Source organism: Rhizobium acidisoli, assembly GCF_002531755.2.
In the GTDB taxonomy this organism is placed as follows: domain Bacteria; phylum Pseudomonadota; class Alphaproteobacteria; order Rhizobiales; family Rhizobiaceae; genus Rhizobium; species Rhizobium acidisoli.
Genome location: NZ_CP034999.1, coordinates 528,334 through 550,596, shown reverse-complemented (window position 1 = coordinate 550,596; position 22,263 = coordinate 528,334). Strand labels below are relative to the sequence as shown.

General features: G+C 56.1%; 13 protein-coding genes and 7 pseudogenes. 7 read left to right on the top strand and 13 right to left on the bottom strand.

The window, feature by feature from the left end; translation table 11 throughout:
- The 5 genes and pseudogenes from CO657_RS24960 (at position 1) to CO657_RS24940 (ending at position 6,892) form a co-directional block, all read left to right on the top strand.
- Positions 1-960 carry a DUF1839 family protein gene (locus tag CO657_RS24960; RefSeq protein WP_082366397.1) on the top strand — a complete coding sequence of 320 codons (960 nt, stop codon included), beginning with the start codon at positions 1-3 and terminating at the stop codon, positions 958-960.
- 67 nt (positions 961-1,027) lie between these two features.
- Positions 1,028-3,484, top strand: a pseudogene (locus CO657_RS24955) (glycosyl hydrolase 2 galactose-binding domain-containing protein).
- A gap of 55 nt (positions 3,485-3,539) precedes the next feature.
- A pseudogene (locus CO657_RS24950) lies at positions 3,540-4,371 on the top strand (pyridoxal-phosphate dependent enzyme).
- Between the two features lie 335 nt (positions 4,372-4,706).
- Positions 4,707-5,729: pseudogene (locus tag CO657_RS24945) on the top strand (aspartate-semialdehyde dehydrogenase).
- The gene (locus CO657_RS24940) at positions 5,726-6,892 is read left to right on the top strand and encodes an amino acid kinase family protein (protein ID WP_054186041.1); all 1,167 of its coding nucleotides are present in this window, start codon (positions 5,726-5,728) and stop codon (positions 6,890-6,892) included. The pseudogene CO657_RS24945 and the gene CO657_RS24940 overlap by 4 nt, the downstream one beginning before the upstream one ends.
- A gap of 251 nt (positions 6,893-7,143) precedes the next feature.
- On the opposite strand, the gene CO657_RS24935 is transcribed toward CO657_RS24940, so the two are convergent.
- From CO657_RS24935 to CO657_RS24885, 9 genes and pseudogenes are all read right to left on the bottom strand, one after another.
- Positions 7,144-7,869: a response regulator transcription factor gene (locus CO657_RS24935; protein ID WP_054186040.1), complete on the bottom strand. Its 726-nt coding sequence runs from the start codon at positions 7,867-7,869 to the stop codon at positions 7,144-7,146.
- Positions 7,870-8,080: 211 nt separating this feature from the next.
- The gene (locus CO657_RS24930; protein ID WP_054186039.1) at positions 8,081-8,839 is read right to left on the bottom strand and encodes a GntR family transcriptional regulator; all 759 of its coding nucleotides are present in this window, start codon (positions 8,837-8,839) and stop codon (positions 8,081-8,083) included.
- Positions 8,840-9,065: 226 nt separating this feature from the next.
- Positions 9,066-10,271, bottom strand: a complete 1,206-nt coding sequence (locus tag CO657_RS24925) for an aminotransferase class I/II-fold pyridoxal phosphate-dependent enzyme (RefSeq protein WP_342585739.1) — start codon at positions 10,269-10,271, stop codon at positions 9,066-9,068.
- Between the two features lie 601 nt (positions 10,272-10,872).
- Positions 10,873-11,217: a hypothetical protein gene (locus tag CO657_RS24920; RefSeq protein ID WP_054186037.1), complete on the bottom strand. Its 345-nt coding sequence runs from the start codon at positions 11,215-11,217 to the stop codon at positions 10,873-10,875.
- Positions 11,214-12,329, bottom strand: coding sequence for an IS5 family transposase (locus CO657_RS24915; RefSeq protein ID WP_054186036.1), 1,116 nt, complete (start codon positions 12,327-12,329; stop codon positions 11,214-11,216). The genes CO657_RS24920 and CO657_RS24915 overlap by 4 nt, the downstream gene beginning before the upstream one ends.
- A gap of 35 nt (positions 12,330-12,364) precedes the next feature.
- Positions 12,365-12,523: pseudogene (locus tag CO657_RS24905) on the bottom strand (integrase core domain-containing protein); the annotation flags it as partial.
- A gap of 168 nt (positions 12,524-12,691) precedes the next feature.
- A pseudogene (locus CO657_RS24895) lies at positions 12,692-12,832 on the bottom strand (helix-turn-helix domain-containing protein); the annotation flags it as partial.
- A gap of 115 nt (positions 12,833-12,947) precedes the next feature.
- Positions 12,948-14,237 (bottom strand): ATP-grasp domain-containing protein, encoded by a 1,290-nt coding sequence (locus CO657_RS24890; RefSeq protein ID WP_054186035.1) that lies wholly within the window; start codon positions 14,235-14,237, stop codon positions 12,948-12,950.
- Positions 14,238-14,392: 155 nt separating this feature from the next.
- Positions 14,393-15,013 (bottom strand): annotated as a pseudogene (locus tag CO657_RS24885) (DDE-type integrase/transposase/recombinase); the annotation flags it as partial.
- Between CO657_RS24885 and CO657_RS24880 the strand changes: the two are divergent.
- Positions 15,012-16,118, top strand: a pseudogene (locus CO657_RS24880) (alkyl/aryl-sulfatase); the annotation flags it as partial. The pseudogenes CO657_RS24885 and CO657_RS24880 overlap by 2 nt on opposite strands.
- A gap of 23 nt (positions 16,119-16,141) precedes the next feature.
- Here CO657_RS24880 and tnpA read toward each other — a convergent pair.
- From tnpA to CO657_RS24855, 4 genes are all read right to left on the bottom strand, one after another.
- Positions 16,142-16,504, bottom strand: coding sequence for an IS66-like element accessory protein TnpA (gene tnpA / locus CO657_RS37535; protein ID WP_054186034.1), 363 nt, complete (start codon positions 16,502-16,504; stop codon positions 16,142-16,144).
- 555 nt (positions 16,505-17,059) lie between these two features.
- A complete protein-coding gene (locus tag CO657_RS24865; RefSeq protein ID WP_245293082.1) occupies positions 17,060-17,890 on the bottom strand; it encodes an amino acid ABC transporter ATP-binding protein in 831 nt (276 codons plus the stop codon).
- Positions 17,887-18,861 (bottom strand): amino acid ABC transporter permease, encoded by a 975-nt coding sequence (locus CO657_RS24860; RefSeq protein WP_007636744.1) that lies wholly within the window; start codon positions 18,859-18,861, stop codon positions 17,887-17,889. Before CO657_RS24860 ends, CO657_RS24865 begins: the two co-directional genes overlap by 4 nt.
- Before the next feature lie 43 nt (positions 18,862-18,904).
- The gene (locus CO657_RS24855) at positions 18,905-19,738 is read right to left on the bottom strand and encodes a transporter substrate-binding domain-containing protein (protein WP_054186033.1); all 834 of its coding nucleotides are present in this window, start codon (positions 19,736-19,738) and stop codon (positions 18,905-18,907) included.
- 1,085 nt (positions 19,739-20,823) lie between these two features.
- On the opposite strand from CO657_RS24855, the gene CO657_RS24850 reads away from it, so the two are divergent.
- Positions 20,824-22,212, top strand: coding sequence for a M20/M25/M40 family metallo-hydrolase (locus CO657_RS24850; protein WP_054186032.1), 1,389 nt, complete (start codon positions 20,824-20,826; stop codon positions 22,210-22,212).
- Positions 22,213-22,263: the final 51 nt, after the last annotated feature.

Below are 22,263 nucleotides of genomic sequence, written 5' to 3'. Positions count from 1 at the left end.
ATGGCTTCCGTCTTCAGGGACCTCGATCCCGTTACCCATAAGTCACACGCGCTGCACGCCAGCGAGCGTATGTGGCCGGAAACCAACTGCTATATCGACCTCTGGATCGAAGTGCTGAACACGCTTAGGCTGCCTCCGGAAGCGATGCTCGGCTTCACTGTGACCCTGGATTTCGAGGGCGACCAGTTCCCCTTCTTCAAGGTGCCGCTCGAAGATCTCGAAGCGATCTACGGCATCCGCTGCACGGAGCTGGCGATCTACAACGAGGTCCAGCATCACGTTGCCGAACAGATCGGTCGTGGCCGGCTTTGCCTGGTGGAGATGGATCCCTTTTTTATGCCGGATACGCAGGGCGTCGGCTATCGCTGCGAGCACGGCAAGACGACGATGGCGATCAATCGGCTTGATATCGCGGGCCGTTCGCTCGACTATTTTCACAATGGCGGCTTCTTCAGCCTTTCGGGCGAGGATTTCGACGGACTGTTGCAGTTGCAGCTTACGGAAGAGGATCCCCCGTTCCTGCCCTATACCGAATTTGCTAAATTCCCGGAAAAGGCGCGGGGAGAATCCGCCATTCGGCAAACATCGCGGCAGCTCCTGGATTTCCATTTCTGCCGCCGCCCCACGGCCAACCCCATACGTGCCTTCGCAGCGGTTTTCCCGGCCCAGGCGGAAGCGGTGGCCGAGCGGTCCTTCGGCTTTTTCCATAAATATGCCTTCAATACGCTGCGCCAGCTCGGGGCCAATTTCGAGCTGGCGGGCAGTCATCTCGATTGGCTGTCGGCGGATTTCGCTGAGGCGGCTGGTGAGGCACGGCGGATTTCGGAAGTGGCGAAATCGGTGCAGTTCCAGCTTGCCCGAGCGGTGACGCGCAAGAAATTCGAGCCGTTGCAGATGGCGCTTGAGCCGGCCGTGGATGCATGGGATTCCATGATGGGCCTGCTTCAACAAAAGCTGTAGTTGAACATGATCGCCTCCAAAAGTCGCTGTTCACTTATCGGGATCATGTTTTGAGTTGGGGGATCCAATGCAAGGGCGTTTGGCTGATATCAGCGGCGACGCGCTGCAGAGCGATGGCTGGAATCTGGTTCTGACGGATGCGGGCGCCGGCGCTTCGCCTTCGGACCTATCGCCTTCGGCTGGTCTCATCCCGGCACCTGTGCCGGGCACTGTGGCGGAAGCGCTGGAAAAGGCCGGGCTTTTCGACCGAGAACAACCGCATCCGTTGAACGACCGTGACGCTTGGTATCTCTGCCGGTTGGTCGATGTTAATGCCGGCGATGCCGTATTGCGGCTGGAAGGTCTGGCAACGCTCTGCGAAGTCTTCCTGAACGGCCAGAAAATTCTCGTCTCCGAGAGCATGTTCGAAACCCATGATCTTGCCGTTCACCTTCATGGCGGCGACGAACTGGCATTGTGCTTCCGTGCGCTGGAGCCGGGCCTTGGCGAACCCGGCCCGCGCGCCCGCTGGCGGCCGCAAATGATCACGCCGCAGGGATTGCGGCTGGTGCGCACGACCCTGCTCGGCCATATGCCTGGCTGGTGCCCGGAAAGACAGGCCGTCGGACCCTGGCGGCCGGTATCGCTGCTGCATCCGCATAAGCCCATCGTTCGCGACCTTTCGCTGCGGTCTGATCTGCTTGAGGATGGCGAGGGACTGCTCTATGCCTCGCTTCGATCGAAGGGTATGTCAGCGAGGTCACCCTTCGCTGCGGCGAGATCAAGCAGGCCTTCGAGCGGGATAGCCACGGCCGCTGCACGACGATCCTGAAGATCCCTAGTGTGACGCCATGGTGGCCACGCACGCATGGAAGACCGCACCTCCATGAGGTCACGCTGATCATCGATGATGTCGAGCATCCGCTCGGACGCGCCGGCTTTCGTCGGCTGGCGATCGATCGCGGCCCCGATGGCAGGATTTCGGCCTGATGGTAAACGGCGAACGCATCTTCTGCCGTGGCGCGGTCTGGATCACAGCCGATATCGTGCGCCTACCTGGCGGTCGCGCCGATTACGAACCGTGGCTGCGGCTGGCGGCGGAGGCCAGTATGAACCTGATCCGCATTGGCGGCACTATGGCCTATGAGACGCCGGGGTTCTTCCGCCTCTGCGATGAGTTCGGCCTGCTGGTCTGGCAGGATTTCATGTTCGCCAATTTCGACTATCCGAAAGACGATAAGGCTTTGAACGCCCATGTCGAGGCGGAAGTGGCGCAGTTCCTTTCCGCCACGCCATCACTCGCCGTCGTTTGCGGCGGCAGCGAAATCCACCAGCAGGCGGCGATGCTCGGCCTGCCGGAGCGAATCCGGCCGAGCCCCATCGTCGAGGAGATCATACCGGCGGTTGCCCGATCGCTTCGGCCGGATGTCCCCTATGTCGTCAATTCGCCCTTCGGCGGCGCCATGCCGTTTTCTCCGAATTAAGGGGTGACGCATTAATACGGCGTCGGAGCCTATTGCGCCCTCTCGATGACTCACGCCGCGCTGATGTCCGCTTTGCGGCGGAAAGCTAGGGTTTCGCGCATGTACCACAGGCCCGGACGCTGTCGCGGCATCTGTCGGTTCCTCCAGTCCAAAGCCCGCTATGGAAGGAGCGTGTGCCGCGCGATCGTGGCACCTCCTGGGATTTTGAGGATGTGCGCGATCATTATCTCCGCGAGCTCTATGATTTCGGGTCGGATCGGCTGCGCCGGGAGGATTCCGATCTCTATCTTGCTCTGTCGCAGGCGGTCACCGGCGAAGTCGCGGAAGAGTGTTATGCCGAGTGGCGGCGGCAGGGTTCGGGCTGCAACGGCGCTCTGGTCTGGACGCTGCAGGATTTATTGCCTGGCCCGGCTGGGGCGTATTGATTCGACCCGGGAACCGAAGGCAACGTGGTATGCGCTGCCCCGGGCTTTCGGCCCGTGCAGGTGCTTTTCACCGACGAAGGCAATAACGGTCTCGATGTGCATGTGGTCAACGAGAGCAATGTGACGCTCGACCTCGATCTCGAGGTCCGCTGCCTGCGCGATGGCCGGCAAAAAGTGGTGAGCGGTAAGCTTGGCCTCTCGATCGAAGCCCGCGCCAAGTGCAAGATCGCCTGCACCGATCTCCTCGGCGCCTTCTTCGACACCACCTATGCCTTCCGCTTCGGCCCGCCGTCGCATGACGTCACGGTAGCGCGTCTCATAGCGCCCGACACCGAGGCGCTGATCGCGGAAGCTTTTTATTTCCCCTTGGGCAGGACGAGTGCCTTTCATGAGGCCGAAATCACCGCTTCCGTCGCGCATCAGGACGATCACTGGTTCCTTGATCTGCGCAGCGACCGGCTGGCACAATCGCTACAGATCGATCTTGAGGCCTATCGGGCGGAGGATGATTGGTTCCACCTACCGCCGGGTCCCATGCGGCGGTTGAGGCTTCATCCGAGAACTGGAACGTCGGCGGAAACTGTTCCCACCTGTCAGATCAAAACCCGGGGTAGCCGGCGAATAGTCGAAGTCTGATCAAGGTAAGTCACCGGAGAGAACATGCTGAAAAAAGTTCGAACGATACCCGCTCATCTTTGGACCTACGCCATCGAGAAGCTCGACCGCCTCGGCAAGCATCTAGGGGGAAAGGTGGAAGCAAGCTTCCTAAGCTCGAATACATCATCCCCGTTGCGATCGCGTCGAAAGCCGATAAGATTGTCTCCATCGGAGGCGTGCAGTCCAACCACACGCGGATGGTCGCGGCGGTCGCCGCCAAGATCGGCATGAATGCGTGCTTGTAGAAGAGAGCTGGGTACCACATGAAGATGCCGTTTACGACCGAGTCGGAAATATTTTCTTGAGCCGTATGCAATACCAGCCGGGGCATCCGTTCACACATTGGGTGGTCTCGGTTACGTCGGCTTCGCCGAGGAAGTTCGTGCACAGGAGAAGCAGCTTAGATTTGGCTTCGACTATATTGTGGTTTGCACGGTGACCGGTTCGACGCAAGCCGGCATGGTGGTCGGGTTCGCGAGAGATGGGCGACAGCGCAACGTGATCGGGATCGGGATCGATGCCTCCGCTACCCCCGCCCAAGCCAAGGCGCAAGTGCTAAAAATTGCCCGGCATACTGCAACGCTCGTTGAGCTCGGCGAGGAAATCGACGACGACGACGTGCTTCTGCTCAAGGGATATGCGTATCCCAGTTATGGCATTCCGTCAGAGGAAACGAAGGAGGCCATCCGCCTGTGCGCGCAGCTGGAGGGCATGATCATCGATCCGGTCTACGAGGGCAAATCAATGCAAGGGATGGTCGATCTCGTGCAGAAGGGCTTTTTCCAGAGGGATCGAAGGTCCTCTATGCGCATCTGGGTGGCGCTCCGGCGATCAACGGTTACAGCTATATCTTTCGCAACGGCTGACGTCAGGCGATGTTGCGGCGCACGCACCCGCCAAGTGATCGCACTGCTCCACGAAGGTGCTCTTGTGAGTCTCGGAAATTTAGAACCAACGGCGGCAGTGACAGGGCGCCTGCAACAAATAGCGTATGCTGAAGGTTTTCTGTGTGATGCACAGCGGGTGCATTTTACTCGCCTACCGAACATAGTAGTTTTTAATGATTCCACCATCACATAGAGTGTGGGCGGCAATCGTCCATCATACCCCAGTCGAGGGCCCGATACAGCCTCTATAGGAGCAGCGAACATAGCCACGCGGGCAGCGAGTGCCCGGAAGTGCCCTCTGGAGGTCGAGTATCATGAGAGCCTTAGATATTTCTATCATCGGAGCCACGGGGGCCGTCGGAGCTGAGCTAATCAAGTTGCTGGAATCGAGCCAGCTTCCGGTCTCTCGTTTGCGGTTGCTAGCGTCCCGCACCTCGGTTGGTCGCCGCTTGAGGTTTCGAGATGAAATCTGCATCGTGGAGCCACTCGACGAGATCGACGACACCCAAGCCGATATCGCATTCTTTTCGGCAGGGCGCGCGGTAAGCGCCAAATATGGTCCTCTGTTCGCAGCCCAGGGCGCCCTAGTGATCGACAACTCGAACGCCTTTCGAATGAACCCAGACGTACCGCTCCTCGTACCACAAATTAATCCTAATGCGCTCGCGGCTCGCCCGCGTTCGGGGATAGTGGAAAACCCAAACTGTTCCGCGATTCAGCTGGTCCGAGCTCTTAGACCATTGGTAACAGCCTTTCATGTTCATCAGATCATTTTGACCACTTATCAGGCGGCCTCGGGGGGCGGCCTGAAAGGGATCGACGAGTTATTGGAAGGATCCAGAGCCGCACTGGCTGGACGCGCGCCGCCACGCGCAAAGCATTTCCCTTTTCCCCTTGCGTTCAATGTAATACCGCAAGTTGGTGAGATCACCTCGGAGGGGGTGACTTTAGAAGAACGCAAGCGCCTTCAAGAGTCTCGAAAAATCTTAGGTCTGCCTCATCTGCGGTTAACCTCCACCTGGGTTCGGGTTCCCGTAGTAAATGGCCATCCGGAGGCGGTTTATCTCGAGCTAGAAGAGTCCGTTCATGTCGTACAGGTTCGTGAGCTACTGACATTAGAGCCCGATTTTCGGCTCTATGTCGGCGGACCTCATGTAGGATATCCGACGCCGCGCCATCTCACAGATCCTGCGATTTGTTCACGTCGCGCGCGTGAAAGTAAACCCCGAGAATCCGTACTGCCTCTGGATCGCTGCAGATAATCTTAAGGTGCGGCGCTTAACGCACCTCTCATCTTGAAGCTTGCAATTTCCAACAACGTGATTGGTGGCCAATGAACGCAACGGTTCTGAAATTCGGAGGCTCTAGTTTTCAGCACCCTGAAGACTTCGGTCGAGTCGCTCGGCATTTAGCCGAGCGACTCGCGGCGGGGGAGGACAAAATCGTTGCCGTGGTCAGTGCAATGTCGGGTACGACCGACAACCTCAAATCAGTCATGCTCGGCGTCAATAAGCAAGTAAAACCATCGAACCTCGATGCGGCACTCGCAACTGGAGAGATGCTCAGTGCCTGCCTGCTGGAGGCCGCCGTGAGCCGGCAAGGGATTCCCGTGATGTCTTTAAACGGCTATTCTCTTGGCATATGTACGAATTCAAGCTTTGGTCGCGCTTCAATAGAAAGCGTAGATCCTGATTCAATTATTGCAGCACTAAAGGAGAATGACATTGTCATTGCCACGGGCGGACAGGCAATCAATCAGTCTGGCAGGTTAACGTTTCTCGGCAGAAATAGCTCTGATCTGACAGCTGTCGTGATTGCCTCCATGTTGGGAGAGCGCTCTTGTGAAATATACTCGGACGTTCCGGGCGTCTATACAGCAGACCCCTATCTTGTGCCGGGAGCGAGACTGATACCCAAGATTGGCTATGGGACAATCGCACGAATGTCGAGATATGGCGCAAAAGTACTGCACCACAGGGCGGTGGAGCATGCGGAAAACTACTCGGTCACCATTGCCTGCAAATCACTTACAAGCGACGGAGTAGTTAGTGGCACAATTGTCACAGGGCATGATAATGCCCCCTCAGTGACACTGGCTCGCGACGCAGCGGTGTTATCGTGCGGTAACCTTGCGGAACGCAACAAGCTCCGGGTGCTTCTTGATCAGGAGGACGTCAGCGCAATCTGTACCGAGGACAACCGCGGGGCCGGATTATGCATCTTAAGCGACGTTGATTTTGCCCTTCGGATTGTCGCGCTGGCCGGCAATCGCGCGGTTTCCGTTGGCTCAAGAACTGCAGTGACTGAGCTAGATTCTTCAACGTTGCGCATCTATTTGGAAGACGACTATACGCGGGCGATTTGCCGGGCGCGCGAGATCCATGAAAGAATTTATCCCGGAACAGACGACGAACCAGTAGCGTCGAGAACGGCTAAGCAGCGCTCCGCTCATAGTTCGCTCCTCATCGGTACGAATGACGCGCCAAAAAATTCGCAATGAGGCCGTTCAGGGGTGCCGAAGCGGATGGGGCCGCCGCTTGAGGCAGTCGGTCCCCTCCGCGCGTGGGCAACGCGTAAAAAGCAGGAAAATGAGCAAACATTGAGTTTACTTTCATCCTTTCCCGGCATTTGAATAGTAGTCACTTCAAAGCAGATTCGATGGTGCGCAACGGCCCCAACATCAGTGGAATCGAGGGCGCGGGGGGAGGGCGCAGGTCGACAAAGCTACCGTAGACAAATCACCTGAAATGCCTAGTCGGAAAGTGCGTATCCGATGGACCATACTGTGCGTATGAGTTCCTGTTCGCCCATGCTATTGAGAGCCGTTCGCAAGCGGCCAATGTGGACATCTATGGTGCGGGGGCCAACATGAACAGCGCGCAGCCAAGCCGCGGCCCGCAGTTCATCCCTGGAGTATACCTTATGCGGGTTCTTCATGAGGTGGCGCAACAATCGAAACTGCATCGGAGCAAGATGAATCGCACGTCCATTCCGCCGCACGCGATAGCTGCTGACATCCAGTTCGAGATCGAGAAAGGTCAAGAGTTCTCTTTTGCTGGGGGCGGGATCCCAATTCGCCTCGTGCCAGATCGCGCCAATACTTGTCATGAGTATCTCGGGCGACAATGGTCTGCTCAGAAACTGGTCGGCACCGGACTCAAGCATCTCTTTTCGACTTGCTTCGTCACCTTCGGCCGCAAGCGCGATAATCGACATTGACTGGGTTCGGCGGTCCAGGCGGAGGCGTTCACAGAGTGTCTGCGTCTCCACACCGGGTATACGTGATTCGAGAAGCAGCAGATCCGGCGCCGTTGTCTGGAGGCGCTTCGCAAGTGCTTCGCTATCGCTCACGCCGGCTACAAAGAGGCCCCTGCTCTTTACGGTATATTCCAAGAACGTGCGAAAGCTGTCGTCTGCCGCGGCGATCAGTACCATTGGCGGCGGCAGGAAACCCGTATTAGTAGCGTCGTTCGACATCGTAGACCCCTCAGATTTGCCTTCGACCTGCCGCTCAATTTGTGGTTCTGTCGCGAATTTGAATTCTGGACACGAAGAGCACTCTGCTGCGACTGATAAGGCGACGTTTGATTACATAGTATGGGAGACAGGATTGCCGACGCAATGATTGGCCGCCGACACTATGCTTTCAAGTCAGCATGATCGGACCGGACTTTGATGCGGTTCTTTTTTATCGGCGCGAAGGGAACTCGATGGTGATTAAATTCACTTGTCTCCTTTCTTTAGTGATCGGACGCGGTAGTAAGTTTCCGTCCGAAGTCTTTAGCATTGCCGCGGCGGCAACTATTTTGGCGATATAGGTCAAAGATTGATCAACGCTCTGCTTGACCTCGTCCACAACTGCTGCAGCATCTCTGTTCTCAACGCCAGCAGCTATCCTTTCGCGCCAATCTCCGCGGTTGGTTTGTATCCCAGAAATGTAATGAGGAAAAAGCAAATTTAAGTATGGCCCCGTTTTTAGCCAAAGTGAATTGATGATTGGAATAAGGTTTGGCATCGCGCATGGGGCATAAAGTTGGCGCTGAAACTTATATACCAGCGCAAGGTCCGCACGACGGTCACCGGCGGCACGAGCCGTTTTCAGTTTTGCCGATGTTTCGCGCAACCTTGCCGCAATCTCCGTTGTACCCCTTAGCGCAGCGCGCTCTGCCGCGAAGCACTCGATGTGCAAACGAATGTCCTTGAGTTCCGCAATTTGCTGGGGCGTTAGAAGCGGTATGAAGGCGGATCTGTTCGCTTCACCATGTAAAACACCCTCGGATATCAAGCAATAGAGGACCTCACGGACAGGAGTTGCGCTCATTGCAAAGTCTTTTGCTAGGTTTCGGATGGTGATTTTCTCGCCTGGAGGAAACTGCCCGCCGCCTATCAAAGCACCTAATTCCTCGTAAACATGGTCTCTCAGGACAGCGGATCTTGAGGTGCTCAAATTATCCTCCAGCTTTCAGATCCTCGCAACGGGGGCATTCCAGAAGTCGTGAAACAAACAGTATATGGGTCTAAATGGGGATCACAAATCGGGCATGCAAATGTCAGTCGTTCTCGCCTCATCTCATCGGCCCTCCGCGACCGTGGTCCGCGCACTCCGTGACGACATGCACTGCAGATCGGCTCGAACGCGCAATTTACCCACGGGAATACCCGAAAGACGGGTGTTATTGACGGGCACTAGCTATGTCTCGGATGGACGCACAGAGCTGGGCGACCTCGTCCTGACTGTGGTCCGCCGTCAGGCATACGCGCAAAGCAGCCTTGTCTCGGGGTACCGTTGGATAGAATGCTGCGGCCACATAAAAGCCGCGCCGCAATAGCTCGGCCGCCGTATCCACAGCTGCCCGAGACTCACCAATCGGAATCATCCGGATCGGCATTCCGTCACCTGATGATTGCGTCGGGGTTCTTTCGTCAAAAGCTTGAATAACCCTACTCAGGCGGGCCTGGCGCTCACCCAATTCAGTAGAACGATGAATCTCTGCTGATGCTAAGGCACCCGCAATTGCGGCCAAGTCTGGCCCCATTGAGAATGCGTGCGGGACGGCGTAACGTCTAAGCAGTTTCTCCTGTTCGTCCGTCCCAAGCATGAGAACACCGCCGGTCGCTCCAAAGCCCTTGCTTAAAGAAGCCGCGATAATTGTGTTTTCGCCGAGATCTGCGATTTGGGATTTGGCATATCCTTGGCCATGCCTTCCGCGGATTGAGATGCCATGCGCATCGTCGATGTAGATGAATAGCCCATAACGTTCTTGGAGACGCAATAGCTCACTGATCGGGGCATTTCCGCCCATTGAATACACACCATCGCATATGTAGGCGACGCAAGTGTGTTTCTGACAAATACCCTCCAGTTCCTCAACGTCATTGTGTCTAATTTGCAAAACCTGCGCATCTTCGGCCAAAACGGCCTTATGGTATGCCAAAGTGGCATGTGCAAATTGGTCGAAGACCAGTACCGGCTCACGTCCTCTGGTGAAAGCCCCGCATGCGAGCAACGGGAGCGCGCTCATGTTCGCCGTCAGAACCAACGAGTAAACGACTATCCGAGCATCGAAAAGTTCAGATAAGCTGTTTTCGAGATCTCCAGTTAGCGAAAAATTCAATCTCGTGCGCGCACCGGACCATTGTATTGAGCGATATGACGCTAATGCTGCTATTGCAGCGTCCACGATCAGTGGATGGTTATCAAGCCCGAGATAGCTGCCTCTCGCGAAGTCGATAACCGATCGTCCCGGCCCGATCTCCACATGTCGATGCTCAAGCGACCGAGCATACAGGGTCATTATTCCTGTGGAGTACGCGTAGTCGAAATCTGATCTCGACCTCTCAATCACACTTGCAAGATTACGGAATCTCTGCTTGTTCACGTCACTCTCCATCGACATGACCATAAGATAACTGCGCTTGTTTTATCTTAAGCGGTCAACGTTCAATCCCATCACACCGCGGCTCAAAGTTCATAAACGGCAACGTCGTTAGGCCGTTCTGAGGGAGCCTGCATAACAGCGGGTCTGCACCTCATGTCCCGTAGCACCAAGTCCCAGCCTCAAGCCAATCCTAGTAGCTGGTCAAGGAGTATCAATAGCCGTGCCAACTCCGCCGAGGGAGCGCCAGAACAGAATATCTGCAGATCTTTCAAGGCTAAGTTTCGCACAGCAGGATTTCGTTCCAACGTGATCGTGTCGCATCTTGAACCAAACGACAGCAGTTGTCAGTTTTTCGACATCACCCGAGGCAGTCGGTTATGACACCTTCGCGACGTCCACTATCCGTACCGCTGTCGCAGCCGATATGCCGAACCGCTCCGCTGCGGCGCGAACCGTCCTACCATCATTCAACGCTGTAGCAATGCGCGTTCGCAAATTCAGAGAAAGAGGTCGCACCATCATTGCCGGCCTCCAGCAACGATCTTGGATCACAAAATTAAAGCCAAGGGAATCTCCGCACGATTCCTAGCGCTGACAGACTCTAGCAGGCTGTTGAAGAAGTCTCTCGTTTGGCTTTTAGGATGGCCTCGTCTCCGCTGTCGTATGCGAAAGTGATCTCGATCACGCCATCATCGAGTAACTCGGCATGACCGTCGCCGGAGACTTCGTCCATTTCGTCGCATCCGGCCCATCGGAAGAAGACCATGGACGGGCTGTAGCCGAGATCGAGGCTCGCTTGCATCGCACCGAAGCCGATTTCGCCATGGCCATTGGCCCCGATGGTGATTGTGGCGGGCTCAACCAGGTCGAGATAATCCCGATCCCATAGATCGGCCGCGACGATGCGCCAGCGGCCAATCAGGTGGCAGTTCGCGGCCGCGCTCATGACGACACCGCCATCAGTTTCGGCAACCGCACCAGATTGTAGGCGGCGGCCGTGAAGGTGAAGGCCCATCCGACGCGGTCGCGGCCACGGAACTTCGTCTTGTCCTGCCCCGCGACGGTCTTGATCCAGCCGAACGCCTCCTCGATGCGCTTGCGGATGCGCAGACTGACCCCATAGCCCGAATGGCGCGTCGTGCGCCCATCAATGGCCGAGCGGCGACCATTGATGTTCTGCGCCACATGCGGCGTCACCTTCATCGACCGCAAATCTTTGACGAAGTCCTTGGTGTCATAGGCCTTGTCGGCACCCAGCGTGATCGCTTGTGTCCGCTCAGTGAAGGGCTCGATCATGGTAAGCGCCGCGACCCGTTCGGCATATCCGCTGGCCTCAGTCAGGCAGGCATCGACCAGCAGGCCATGGCGGTTTTCCATCAGCCCATTCCCCATGAAGCACAGCTTGGCCTCCTTGCCCTTTCCTTTCTTATAAAGTCTTGCATCTGGGTCGGTCGTTGAAGCATGCGTCTCGTTGGAGCGCCTTTCGCCATGGAAGTCTGCTTCTGCATTCCGACCACCGCCATCCGATGGTGGTTCGCCATGATCGCCCCTTGGGCCGTCCTTCGGCTTGAAGCTCTTCATCGACGCACAGGCTTCGATCAGCGTGCCATCGACAGAGAAGTGGTCCGTTGACAGCAGCCGCTTTACCTTGGGCTGCGAAAGGATCGCACCCAGGAGCTTCGCGGCGATGTCACCTTCCAGCAACCGGTCGCGGTTCTTCGAAAACACCGAAGGGTCCCAAGCTGGAACGTCAATGCCAATGTCGACGAACCAGCGGAACAGAAGGTCGTATTCCAGCCGCTCCATCAAAAGCCGCTCAGAACGGATCGAATAGAAGGCCTGCAAAAGCATGGCGCGCAGAAGCTTTTCAGGCGCGATCGATGGCCGCCCGATCGGCGAATAGAGCGCTGCAAACTCCCGCTCCAGCGAAACGAGCGCGTCGTTGACGATCTGCCGGATTGCCCGCAGCGGATGGTCACGACGAACACGATCCTCCAGATCGACATAGCTGAAGAGTTGACCCGTCTCACATAGAGCTGGCTCGGTTTGTCTGAACAGTTTGCGGCGTTTTGCTAAGTGGATTTCCGCCTCGATTATGCTGCCATCATCATTGGTGCCAGCGCGTTGAAGTAGGCCTGATCCGGCGTCTGCCGGTCAAGGGATGAATGTGGGCGTCGGCTATTGTAAAAGGTCAAATATCGGCGAATGCCGACGCGGGCCTCGGACACGGTCTTGTAAGCATGGAGGTAGGTGAGTGGCGCGGGGCATTGCAGCCCCACGCTCTCCCAGAACCGGACGTGAACCTCTCGATTCATCCGGCTCCCAATCATCCAGCCGCTCGTCCTATGGTCCAGTGGGCGAACAGTTTGGGGTTGCGTCGCCGAAGCGAGCGTAACCATTCCCAGGCCGCCAACGTGTGCCCCCTGAACCGTTTGCGCAATCCAGCGGATCGCCGTCGAAATCCCAACTCCGAACCGAGCTGCGGCCTGTCGAGCCGACATTCCCGCCGCAGACGCTTTCAAAACCCGTATTCGAAGATCATCGCTCAGTGCTTGTCCCATCATCCACCTCTTCTCCTGTGGATGTTTGAATCAGCTTCGATGGACGCCGTCACATCACAATCGATTCATCGATCGCAGGACTTGCTCTAGCGATTCGACCGATGTTGGGCGATGATCACCTTTTAGCTGGGGGCACTTGTGGTGGTGCGGAGAGGTGGGGGGGCTGTGGTTTTTCCTGTTCGGTCGGAGATGGTGCGATCGACCAACTGATTAAGTCGACCGCGCGCTCAAGTGTTGCCTCGGTCCGGGCAAGGCTGGGTGAGGCTGCAATAACATGTCCAATAGCGTCAAGGTAATCGCCGTTCCTGGCGATCGTCTTCTTAGGTTCAACATAAAATTTGACCTCAGCGACACCTGGTACGGCCGCCGCCCGACTGCCGCCATCGATCCAATCAAGGGTGCCGTCGCGGTCAGGAATAAGGTACCGTGTGGCCGCAACGTCTGAACGGCTTCTGCGCAAATTCCATTCCTCGCCGATGACAACCTTGATGTGCTCGGCAACGAGATCGACACCATAAGCCAGTTGAACCCTTTGAGGGTTGGTCCCACCCGAAAGACGTGGATTGACTTCAATGACAACTGGACCACGCTTCGTCCACCGGAACTCAATGCTCGTTGGGCCCCAATCAAGGCCGAGAGCTTGCAGACAGGCTAGCGAAACATCGGCAATACGCTTATGCGCGTCGTCAGTTAGCGGTGCCGGATAGGTGCACTCACGAAAGATAAAATGGGGCGGGGAGGCAAAATCAGCGGTGCCAATCCCAATGACCTCATTTCCCATTATATCAGCGCCATAGAAAGGACCTTGTGCAAATTCTTCAACTAGTATCCTTGGCAACGACTTCCATGTGTGCTTTCTGCTCAATAGATAAGTTGTGTGTTCCGCTAATTCATTGACACTGCGACACAATCGGACACCGCTGCTGCCCGTACCCGCGGCTGGCTTAACAACCACCGGCAGGCCGATCTCCGCAGCATATTTTTCTACGTCCGTCGCGCTCGCTGCCAAGCGATAATCAGGCATCGGCACACCGGTTTGCGCGAGAAGCTGACGTTGAGCGAATTTGTCGCAGCATCGTTCAATCGATGCAGGGTTGGGTCCCGGGAGATCGAAATGCCTGCAGAGTTTGCCGACTGTCGCATAGAGCGACTCGTCGAGGGTCGTAAAGCCGGTGATGCCAGCTATGTCATGCTTCGCGCGCAGCTGGGAACATTCGCCGATTAGTGCACCGAGATTTTCTGTATCCACTTGGATTACGTCGACTCCTTCCGCTGCAAGATAATCGTACTCGGTTGGATCAGCCGACAGAGTAATTGGATTGAGGCCAAGTCCTCGGGCTTCTTTTAAGTACATTGGACCAATACTTCTGTGGCCTTCAAGCAGGATGAGCGTCCTTCTTGCCATTGGCGATGACCTCCGTTGCACTCTTTGGGCGGTCTGAGGATCAGCAGGCATCAGCCTTTGTTCGTGCCTGGCCCAGATTCGAGGTGAAGGTACCATTGTCCGCGATCTATAATTGCAAAGAATTTGTAAACTTTGTTGAATGATTTTTGAATGTTGATGGTTCGGTTCATTCTCTCAACCTGACCGTTGGTCCATGGATGCTTTACCTTGGTGGTGCGGTGCTCGATATCGTTAGTGGCGCAGGTATATTCGAAGGCATGGGAGAAAGGTTCTCCATTGGCGATTGCTTCTTTGATCAGCGGCACAGCGGAGCCTCCAGCACCGGGCGTGGTGAACTGGATCCCGTTGTCGGTGAGCACGGTGTGGATGTTGTAGGGGACGGCTGCAATCAAGCGCAGGAGGAACTCGCGCGAGACGGCGGTGGTCGCCTTCTCGTGCAGTTCGATGAAGGCAAACTTTGAGGTGCGATCGATGGCAACGAATATATGTAACTTACCCTGTTCGGTGCGCACCTCGGCAATGTCGATGTGGAAGTAGCCGATCGGGTAGCTCTTGAACTTCTTCTTCGCCGGCCTGTCGCCGTCGACATCTGGCAAGCGGCCGATGCCGTGACGCTGCAGGCAACGATGCAGCGAAGACCGCGTAAGATGCGGGATTGTCGGCTGCAGTGCATAGAGGCAGTCATCGAGCGGCAGCAGCGTATACCGGCGAAAGGCAACGATAACAGCCTCCTCCTCGACGGAGAGCACCGTCGATTTCGGCTCTTTCGGGCCGGTCTTGCTGCCGCGCAGCCTGTTCGGTCACGTGGACCAGTCTATCGGCAAGAATACTGCCGCCGGTAACCTGGGCCTGATCCAGCCGACGCGCTACTTCGAGAAAGATTTCGAGAGTTGACGATCGATGGCGTCACGATGGAATTCCAGAACACGCCAGGCACGGAAGCGCCGGCGGAGATGAATACATGGTTTCCGCAGTTCAAGGCTTTCTGGGCGGCAGAGAACATTACCGGGACCATCCACAATATCTACACGTTGCGCGGGGCCCTCGTGCGCGATGCGCTGGCCTGGTCGAAGCATGTCAGCACCGCTCTATACCGTTACGGGACAGAGGCAGAGTTCATGTTTGCCGCCCATAGGTGGCCGCGCTGGGGGAACGAACGCATTCAGGAGGTCATGCGGGCACAACGCGACACCTATGCGCATCTCAACAACAATGTACTGCACCTTGCCAACCAGGGCGTCACGATCAACGAGATCCAAAATGTCTACAAGCTGCCCGCCAGCCTTCAGAAACAGTGGGCAGCGCATAGCTATCACGGGTCTGAGGAGCATAATAGCCGCGCTGTGCTGAATCGCTATCTCGGCTACTGGGATGGCAATCCGGCGACCTTGATCCCGCTATCGCCACGCGAGTCTGCACCCCTGTATGTCGAGATGATGGGCGGCGCGGAAAAAATTATGGCCAAGGGTACACAGCTCTACGGCGCCGGCAAATATCGTGAGGCAATGGAGATCATGAACAAGCTCGTCTATGCCGAGCCCGGCAACCAGACAGCGAAAGATCTTGTGGCGGATATCTTTGAGCAGATCGGCTACCAAAAAGAGAGCCCGAGCGTGCGCAACAGCTTCCTCGCCGCCGCCTACGAACTTCGCCACGGCATGCCGAAAGGTACTGCGCCCAAGAGCAGTGGGGTCGACACGATCCGGGGGATGACCACCGAACTCTGGCTCAATTTCCTCGGAATTCGCCGACAGCAGCAAGATCGAAGGTCTTGAATACGTCATCAACCTCATCACGCCTGACAATGGCGAGGAATATGTGGAACGCCGACAGTCCATCAATTCCACGCCGCATGTCGGTCACTCCGCAGGCAAGATAGACCCGGAAATTCCCGGAAGGCCCGATCATGCCGCCTCCACGCAAGCGATCAACGACCCGAGCATCCTTAGCTCCACGTCAGCCGGAACCCTCAAGCACCGACCGTTTCGTAGCGAGATCTCGATGACCGCTGGCGTCGGTGGCGTGTCAGGTGCCTGGGTAGCGCTCACCTCCTCGGTGATTTCCACCGGAAGGAACATCGCTGGTCGACCGACATAGCTGAAGGACTGCCGCCACAAACGGATCTGGCCAGGATGAATGTCATGCCGGCGAGCCACATCACCAATGCGAACACCAGGTTGATCCGCTTCTGTCAATATCCTCAGTTTCGCCTCATCCGACCAGCGCCGCCTACGCTCAGTGCCGGACATGATCTCCATGCGAGCCATGCAACCTCTTCGATCTGGTATTAATGCCAGAACATCGCCCGATTTGCCCGATCAGCAAAATCCGCTCGTTGGGCGCTTACGATATATTGACGAGGTACCCAACTATTAAAATATTACTTTAATGCCTCGTGGGTATTGCCCCGGAAGGATGGCCTTGCTCGGTCTTCAAGCAAGAGTTCCGCACGAGCGTAATGGAAACTAAAAGCAATCGACTTGGTTACGCACTGATGTCCGCTTCTATGATAGCGGCGCGCGAGAACCGAATACCGGGTAACCCGGCTCGGTCGGATTCTAGACTGATGATCATTGACGCTTGCCTCGCCGCCTCGCCGCCGTCTCGTCGCCGTAGCATTCTGCTATAGCTCTTCCGTTCTAAAACGGGTATGGCCGCGCATGATTACACCTGGTACAATGACGGCACTCTGTTGGAAGGATCCAGTTCTTCACTATAGCCCGCTCCACCGCGGTACTACTTCCCGACATGACAATAAACCTTCGTTCATGGATTCTGATTGGCGGCGCGCACGGCAGCAATCCGACTATCCCTCCTTAGCTTCAATGCTTTAAGACCTGACTGAGAAACAGTTTTGTTCTTGGGTGCTGCGGATTCGCGAAGAAGTCATTTGGAGCACCCTCCTCGACGATCTGACCTGCGTCCATGAAGATGACGCGGTCGGCAACAGATCGTGCGAAACCCATCTCATGCGTTACGCACACCATCGTCATGCCATCCTGGGCGAGGCTTGTCATCGTTTCGAGAACTTCTGACACCATCTCCGGATCAAGCGCCGAAGTTGGCTCGTCGAACAGCATCACGGCTGGTTCCATGCAAAGGGAACGGGCGATGGCAACGCGCTGCTGCTGTCCCCCGGACAGCTGAACAGGGTATTTGTTCGCCTGTTCGGGAATGCGCACACGCTCCAGGAATTTCATCGCAGTCTTTCTGGCCTCGGCTTCCGGAACACCCTTAATCCACATCGGACCCGCCATGCAGTTCATCAGCACGGTCATGTGTGGAAAGAGATTGAAGTTCTGGAATACCATGCCAACGCTTTTGCGAACCTCAGTCACGTTGCGCATCTTGTTGTGCAATCTGACGCCATTGACGGTGATCTCACCCTCTTGATGTGCCTCGAGCCGATTGAAACAGCGGATCAGCGTTGACTTTCCCGATCCGGAGGGCCCGCAGATAACAACGCGTTCACCCTTACGGACACTGAGGTTGACGTTCGTCAATACTCTGAAGCTGCCATACCACTTAGAAACGTTTTTGGCTGTAATGACATCCTCACAAAATTGATCCGAATTTAACTTATGCGCTACATCTTGGGCGGTGGCACAAGTTTTGCTACCTTCTAGGTCCATTTGAACTGCTTTGGTGATCATCGCATCTTGCTCCTGTGGTAATAGCGTTCAATCCTTGATTGAATCAGTTCGAGACAACAGGATAAAACCCAGTAAATCAACGAAGCCGCTACAAGCATCTCCATATTGTGAAAGGTGGGCTGGCCAATCGTGCGAGCCAGGAACGTCAGTTCCCATACGCCAAGGACGGACACGAGCGAGCTATCTTTCAGCATCGAGATGAAGGTGTTCCCCATCGGTGGAACGATAACGGGAAGCGCCTGCGGAAGTATAATCCTTCGCATTGTCAGACCGAAGCCGAAGCCCATGGACCTGGATGCTTCCCATTGCCCGCGGTCGATGCTCTGAATTCCAGAGCGGAAGATTTCCGTCATATAGGCGCCGATACAGACTGAAAGGGCCAATATTCCTGAAGGCACCGCGTTCAGAACGATACCGAACTGAGGCAAACCGAGGTAGATGAGGTAAATCTGCATCAGCAGGGGGAGACCGCGGAAGAACGACGTGTAGAAACTTGCGATCCCGTAAGCGAAGCCGTTACTCGAAAGCTTCGCAACAGCGGCGATGATTGCGATGAGCGACGCAAAAAGCAGCGAAATTGCCGACACATACAACGTCGTAAACACACCCTGCGTTATCAGAAAGGGAAGGTTCTCCCGGATGAAAGGCAGACTGAGCTCAAACGACTTGAAGAATGCTAGAATGAGCAGGAGCAACTCAAGCCAAACCAAGATGATTTGGGCTTTTATCGGCGCGAACCCGATGAGCACGAGATTAAGACTGAACGCAACCGCAATAACAAAAGCGATCGCAAAGCGGCCGTAGAGGCCGCTTTGCGACGGATCGCCGATGACGGGGCGCATAAGCTCGCCCATAGTTGTGCCAGTCAGGTTATACATCAGAAACAGAGCGAGCACGACAGCGAAGGTAGAGGCCACAAACCACGGCTTGTGAACCAAGACCTCGGAGTCAATTGTATCCTGATAAAGCATTATGGCGTCCTTCGATAAGGTTGTTCAAACAAAGGTTTACAACCTATTCAGCGGTGCTATCGATACCGTACCACTTAATCGAAAGCTTAGAGAGTGTGCCATCATCCTTCATGCTTTTGATGGCGGCAGCTATCTTATCAGAGAACTCCTTGTCCCCTTTCAAAATTGCGATGGCTCCTGGGGTCGGGAACAATGCATCGCCGAGCACTCTCAGGGGGTAACCGGCCTTGATCACACCTTGCGCACTCACTTCATCGGTGATGATTGCATCGAGACGAACGCCATCACCTAGTCGGAGGTCATCTGCCTGCAACCCGGTATTCTCGTAGTTTCTCATTTCGCCCGGTGTAAACTTGTATTCTAGCGGCTTTTCGTCCGCCCAATCCAACGTCAGGTTATGACGGGCATATGCGATTGCCGCATCATCACCTGTTACGAGGCCGATCACCTTTCCATCCAGGTCGGAAAGTTTGGTTGCTTTACTGTCTTTGTGAATGACAGCAACGTTCCTCGTGTAAAAGTAAATGGCAGGAAAATCGAACTTTTCCGCGCGTGCCTTGGTCGGAACCATCTGGCCCATCGCCATATCCCAACGGCCTGCCCATTTGCCTGCAACTATGACGTCCCAGCCCGGCGTTACGAACTTGACGGAGACCCCAAGGTGTTTCGCCACTCCCTTGGCAACCTCGATCTCAAAACCATCGAGTTCCTGTTTGTCATTCAGGAACGAACTGTTAGGCCAACCGCTAGAAGTCGCTACTGTGAGCGTCTTTGCCGCCTGGACTTGATCGAGAACGGCGCCAGCGTTCGCTGGCAAAGCTGTCGACACAACCGCAATCAACGCCGCAGCTGCAGCTGAAATTAAAGATTTGCTCATGTGATGTTCCTTTTGTGTTCCCCTCGGCCGGTGATGCGACCGTGTTCATCTACCCAGTTCAAACCAGACGTGAGGCTCTAAGCCGCAGTCTGAAGCGATCGCCTTGCAGTCAACGGAGCATCCCGTCGTCCGAAGGTCGAAAGCGCCCGCCGATATTCACTCTCGCTGCGACGCGTTTTCGATCATTCTGTTTCACCAAAGGCTTCCGCCTTTCTGTGATCTCAAAGGTGGCGATCTGAGATATACTATTGCATGGTTTGAGACCTGTCAACGGCGGCGCGAGGGCCAACACGAAGGATGCGATATCACGCAGAGCAAGTCATGTTTGGGCTTGCCTCGATTCACGAAGGGATCTTTCCTTCCATCTTCACGTCAGGCGCGGCCGCCACGACGACATCGGTTCGGCACAGGCGGCTTCCGCATTCGGCTGGCCAAGAAGGTGTGGTCAAGACAGACCTCGGCGTGGCTCGCTGGCAGCGGGTGTGCAGCGAGGCAGTCAGTCGGGCCCGATGGCGAGGCGCCTACTTAAATTGCTCCAAACAGACCAGAAAGAGCCAAAAAGGCCCTCTAAGGACGGTTCATCCGGCTTCGCGTCGCCTAGCCGGCGATGGCAATCGGTGGCGCGGCGTTGATGGTCTATACCTGTCATAGACACGCAGCCGGCCTCTCTATGCGGCCGTTGGAAAAGCCGAGAGGCTTCTATTCGCCGCTAGTATCATGGGCATGACGATGCCGCCCCAGTCTTATCGTGCAGGTTAAATTTGCAGACGACGCCAAACTTCCCGTCTCGCGCTGTGCGGTATTGAAATTGAAGTAGAATGGTATAGGCTTCTCGTAAGTTTGTGATGCCAAATGGCGCAGACGTGCATTTCGTCGAGCGGGTCCGCAAGTGCGGCCTCGATGCGATCGTGTTGGGAGAATGACCGAAAACTCAGTTGCGCGAGACAGCGTTGCATCTCGTAAAAATGACCGCCGGGACCCCAGTCCAAAACAGATGCCCGCGGGCCACAAGGATGGACTCTGCAGGCGGAGCGCTCGGAACCCACCAGCTTTCTGAGCTAACAGTAAACACGTAGGAGACCTTAATGAATGCGCTACCTGCCGTCTTGCACCACATCGATACCGAATGCGAAGCTGCGGTGTCGCGCCTTTTCAGCCTTTTGCGCATAAAGTCGATCTCCACTGATCCGGCCTACAAAGCGGATTGCCAAAGGGCTGCGGAGTGGCTTGTGGATGATCTAGCCTCGATCGGCTTCGAAGCCAGCATACGCGATACTCCAGGTCACCCAATGGTCGTCGCTCACCATGACGGACCCCCCGGTGCTCCGCATGTCCTCTTCTACGGACATTATGATGTTCAGCCGGTTGATCCCCTCGAGTTGTGGACCCGCGACCCGTTTGACCCCGCCGTGCGCGAGAGCGAGGATGGCTACCAGGTCATTGCCGGACGTGGCGCTTCGGATGACAAAGGTCAACTAATGACGTTCGTGGAAGCGTGTCGTGCTTACAAGGCGGTGGGTGGGGTATTGCCCTGTAAGGTTACAATCCTTTTTGAGGGTGAGGAGGAGTCTGGCTCTCCCTCGATGCGCGCGTTTCTTGCGGCCAATGCGGACGAATTGAAAGCCGACTTCGCGCTAGTCTGCGACACGAGCCAACGCGACGCGATGACTCCTGCCATCTGCGTTGGCATGCGTGGACTGGTGGAAGAAGAGATGACGATCCATGCCGCCAGCCGCGACCTTCACTCAGGCATCTACGGCGGCGCGGCGGCGAACCCTATCCGAGTGCTTGCGAAGATCCTTGGGGAGATCCACGACAACGATGGCCGCGTGACAATTCACGGCTTCTATGACGGCGTCGAGGAGACCCCGAGCCAAGTCTTGGCCTCGTGGGAGGCCCTCGGGGAGACGGCCGAAAGTTTCCTCGGACCAATCGGCCTGTCGGTTCCATCGGGTGAAAAGGGGCGCTCGATACTCGAGCTGGTTTGGGCGCGCCCCACGGCCGAATTCAACGGGTTTTCCGGTGGCTACACGGGTAAGGGTTTCAAGACAGTCATTCCGGCTGAAGCGTCTGCCAAGGTTTCGTTTCGTCTCGTACACAAGCAGGACCCAGCCAACGTTAGGGCCTCGTTCCGCAAATTTGTCGAGGAGCGCCTCCCGGCAGACTGTAGGGTGGAATTTCAATCGCACGACTGCTCGCCGGCGCATCAGCTTCCATACGACGCCCCATATTTGGCTGCCGCCAAGTCAGCACTGGCCGACGAATGGACAAAAGCGCCGATCATGAGGGTAGTGGGTGGTTCGATACCTGTTGTCGGCGAGTTTCAGGCATATCTGGGGCTGGACTCACTCTTGGTGGGCTTCGCGCTCCCTAACGATCGCATCCATTCGCCCAACGAGAAGTATAATCTGACATCCTTTCATAAGGGTCAGCGATCCTGGGCGCGGATACTCAACGCGCTGACGAGGAACTAACACACAACGCGAGGCAAACCGGGAAGGAAGAGAGGCCGCTTTTTTTGAATA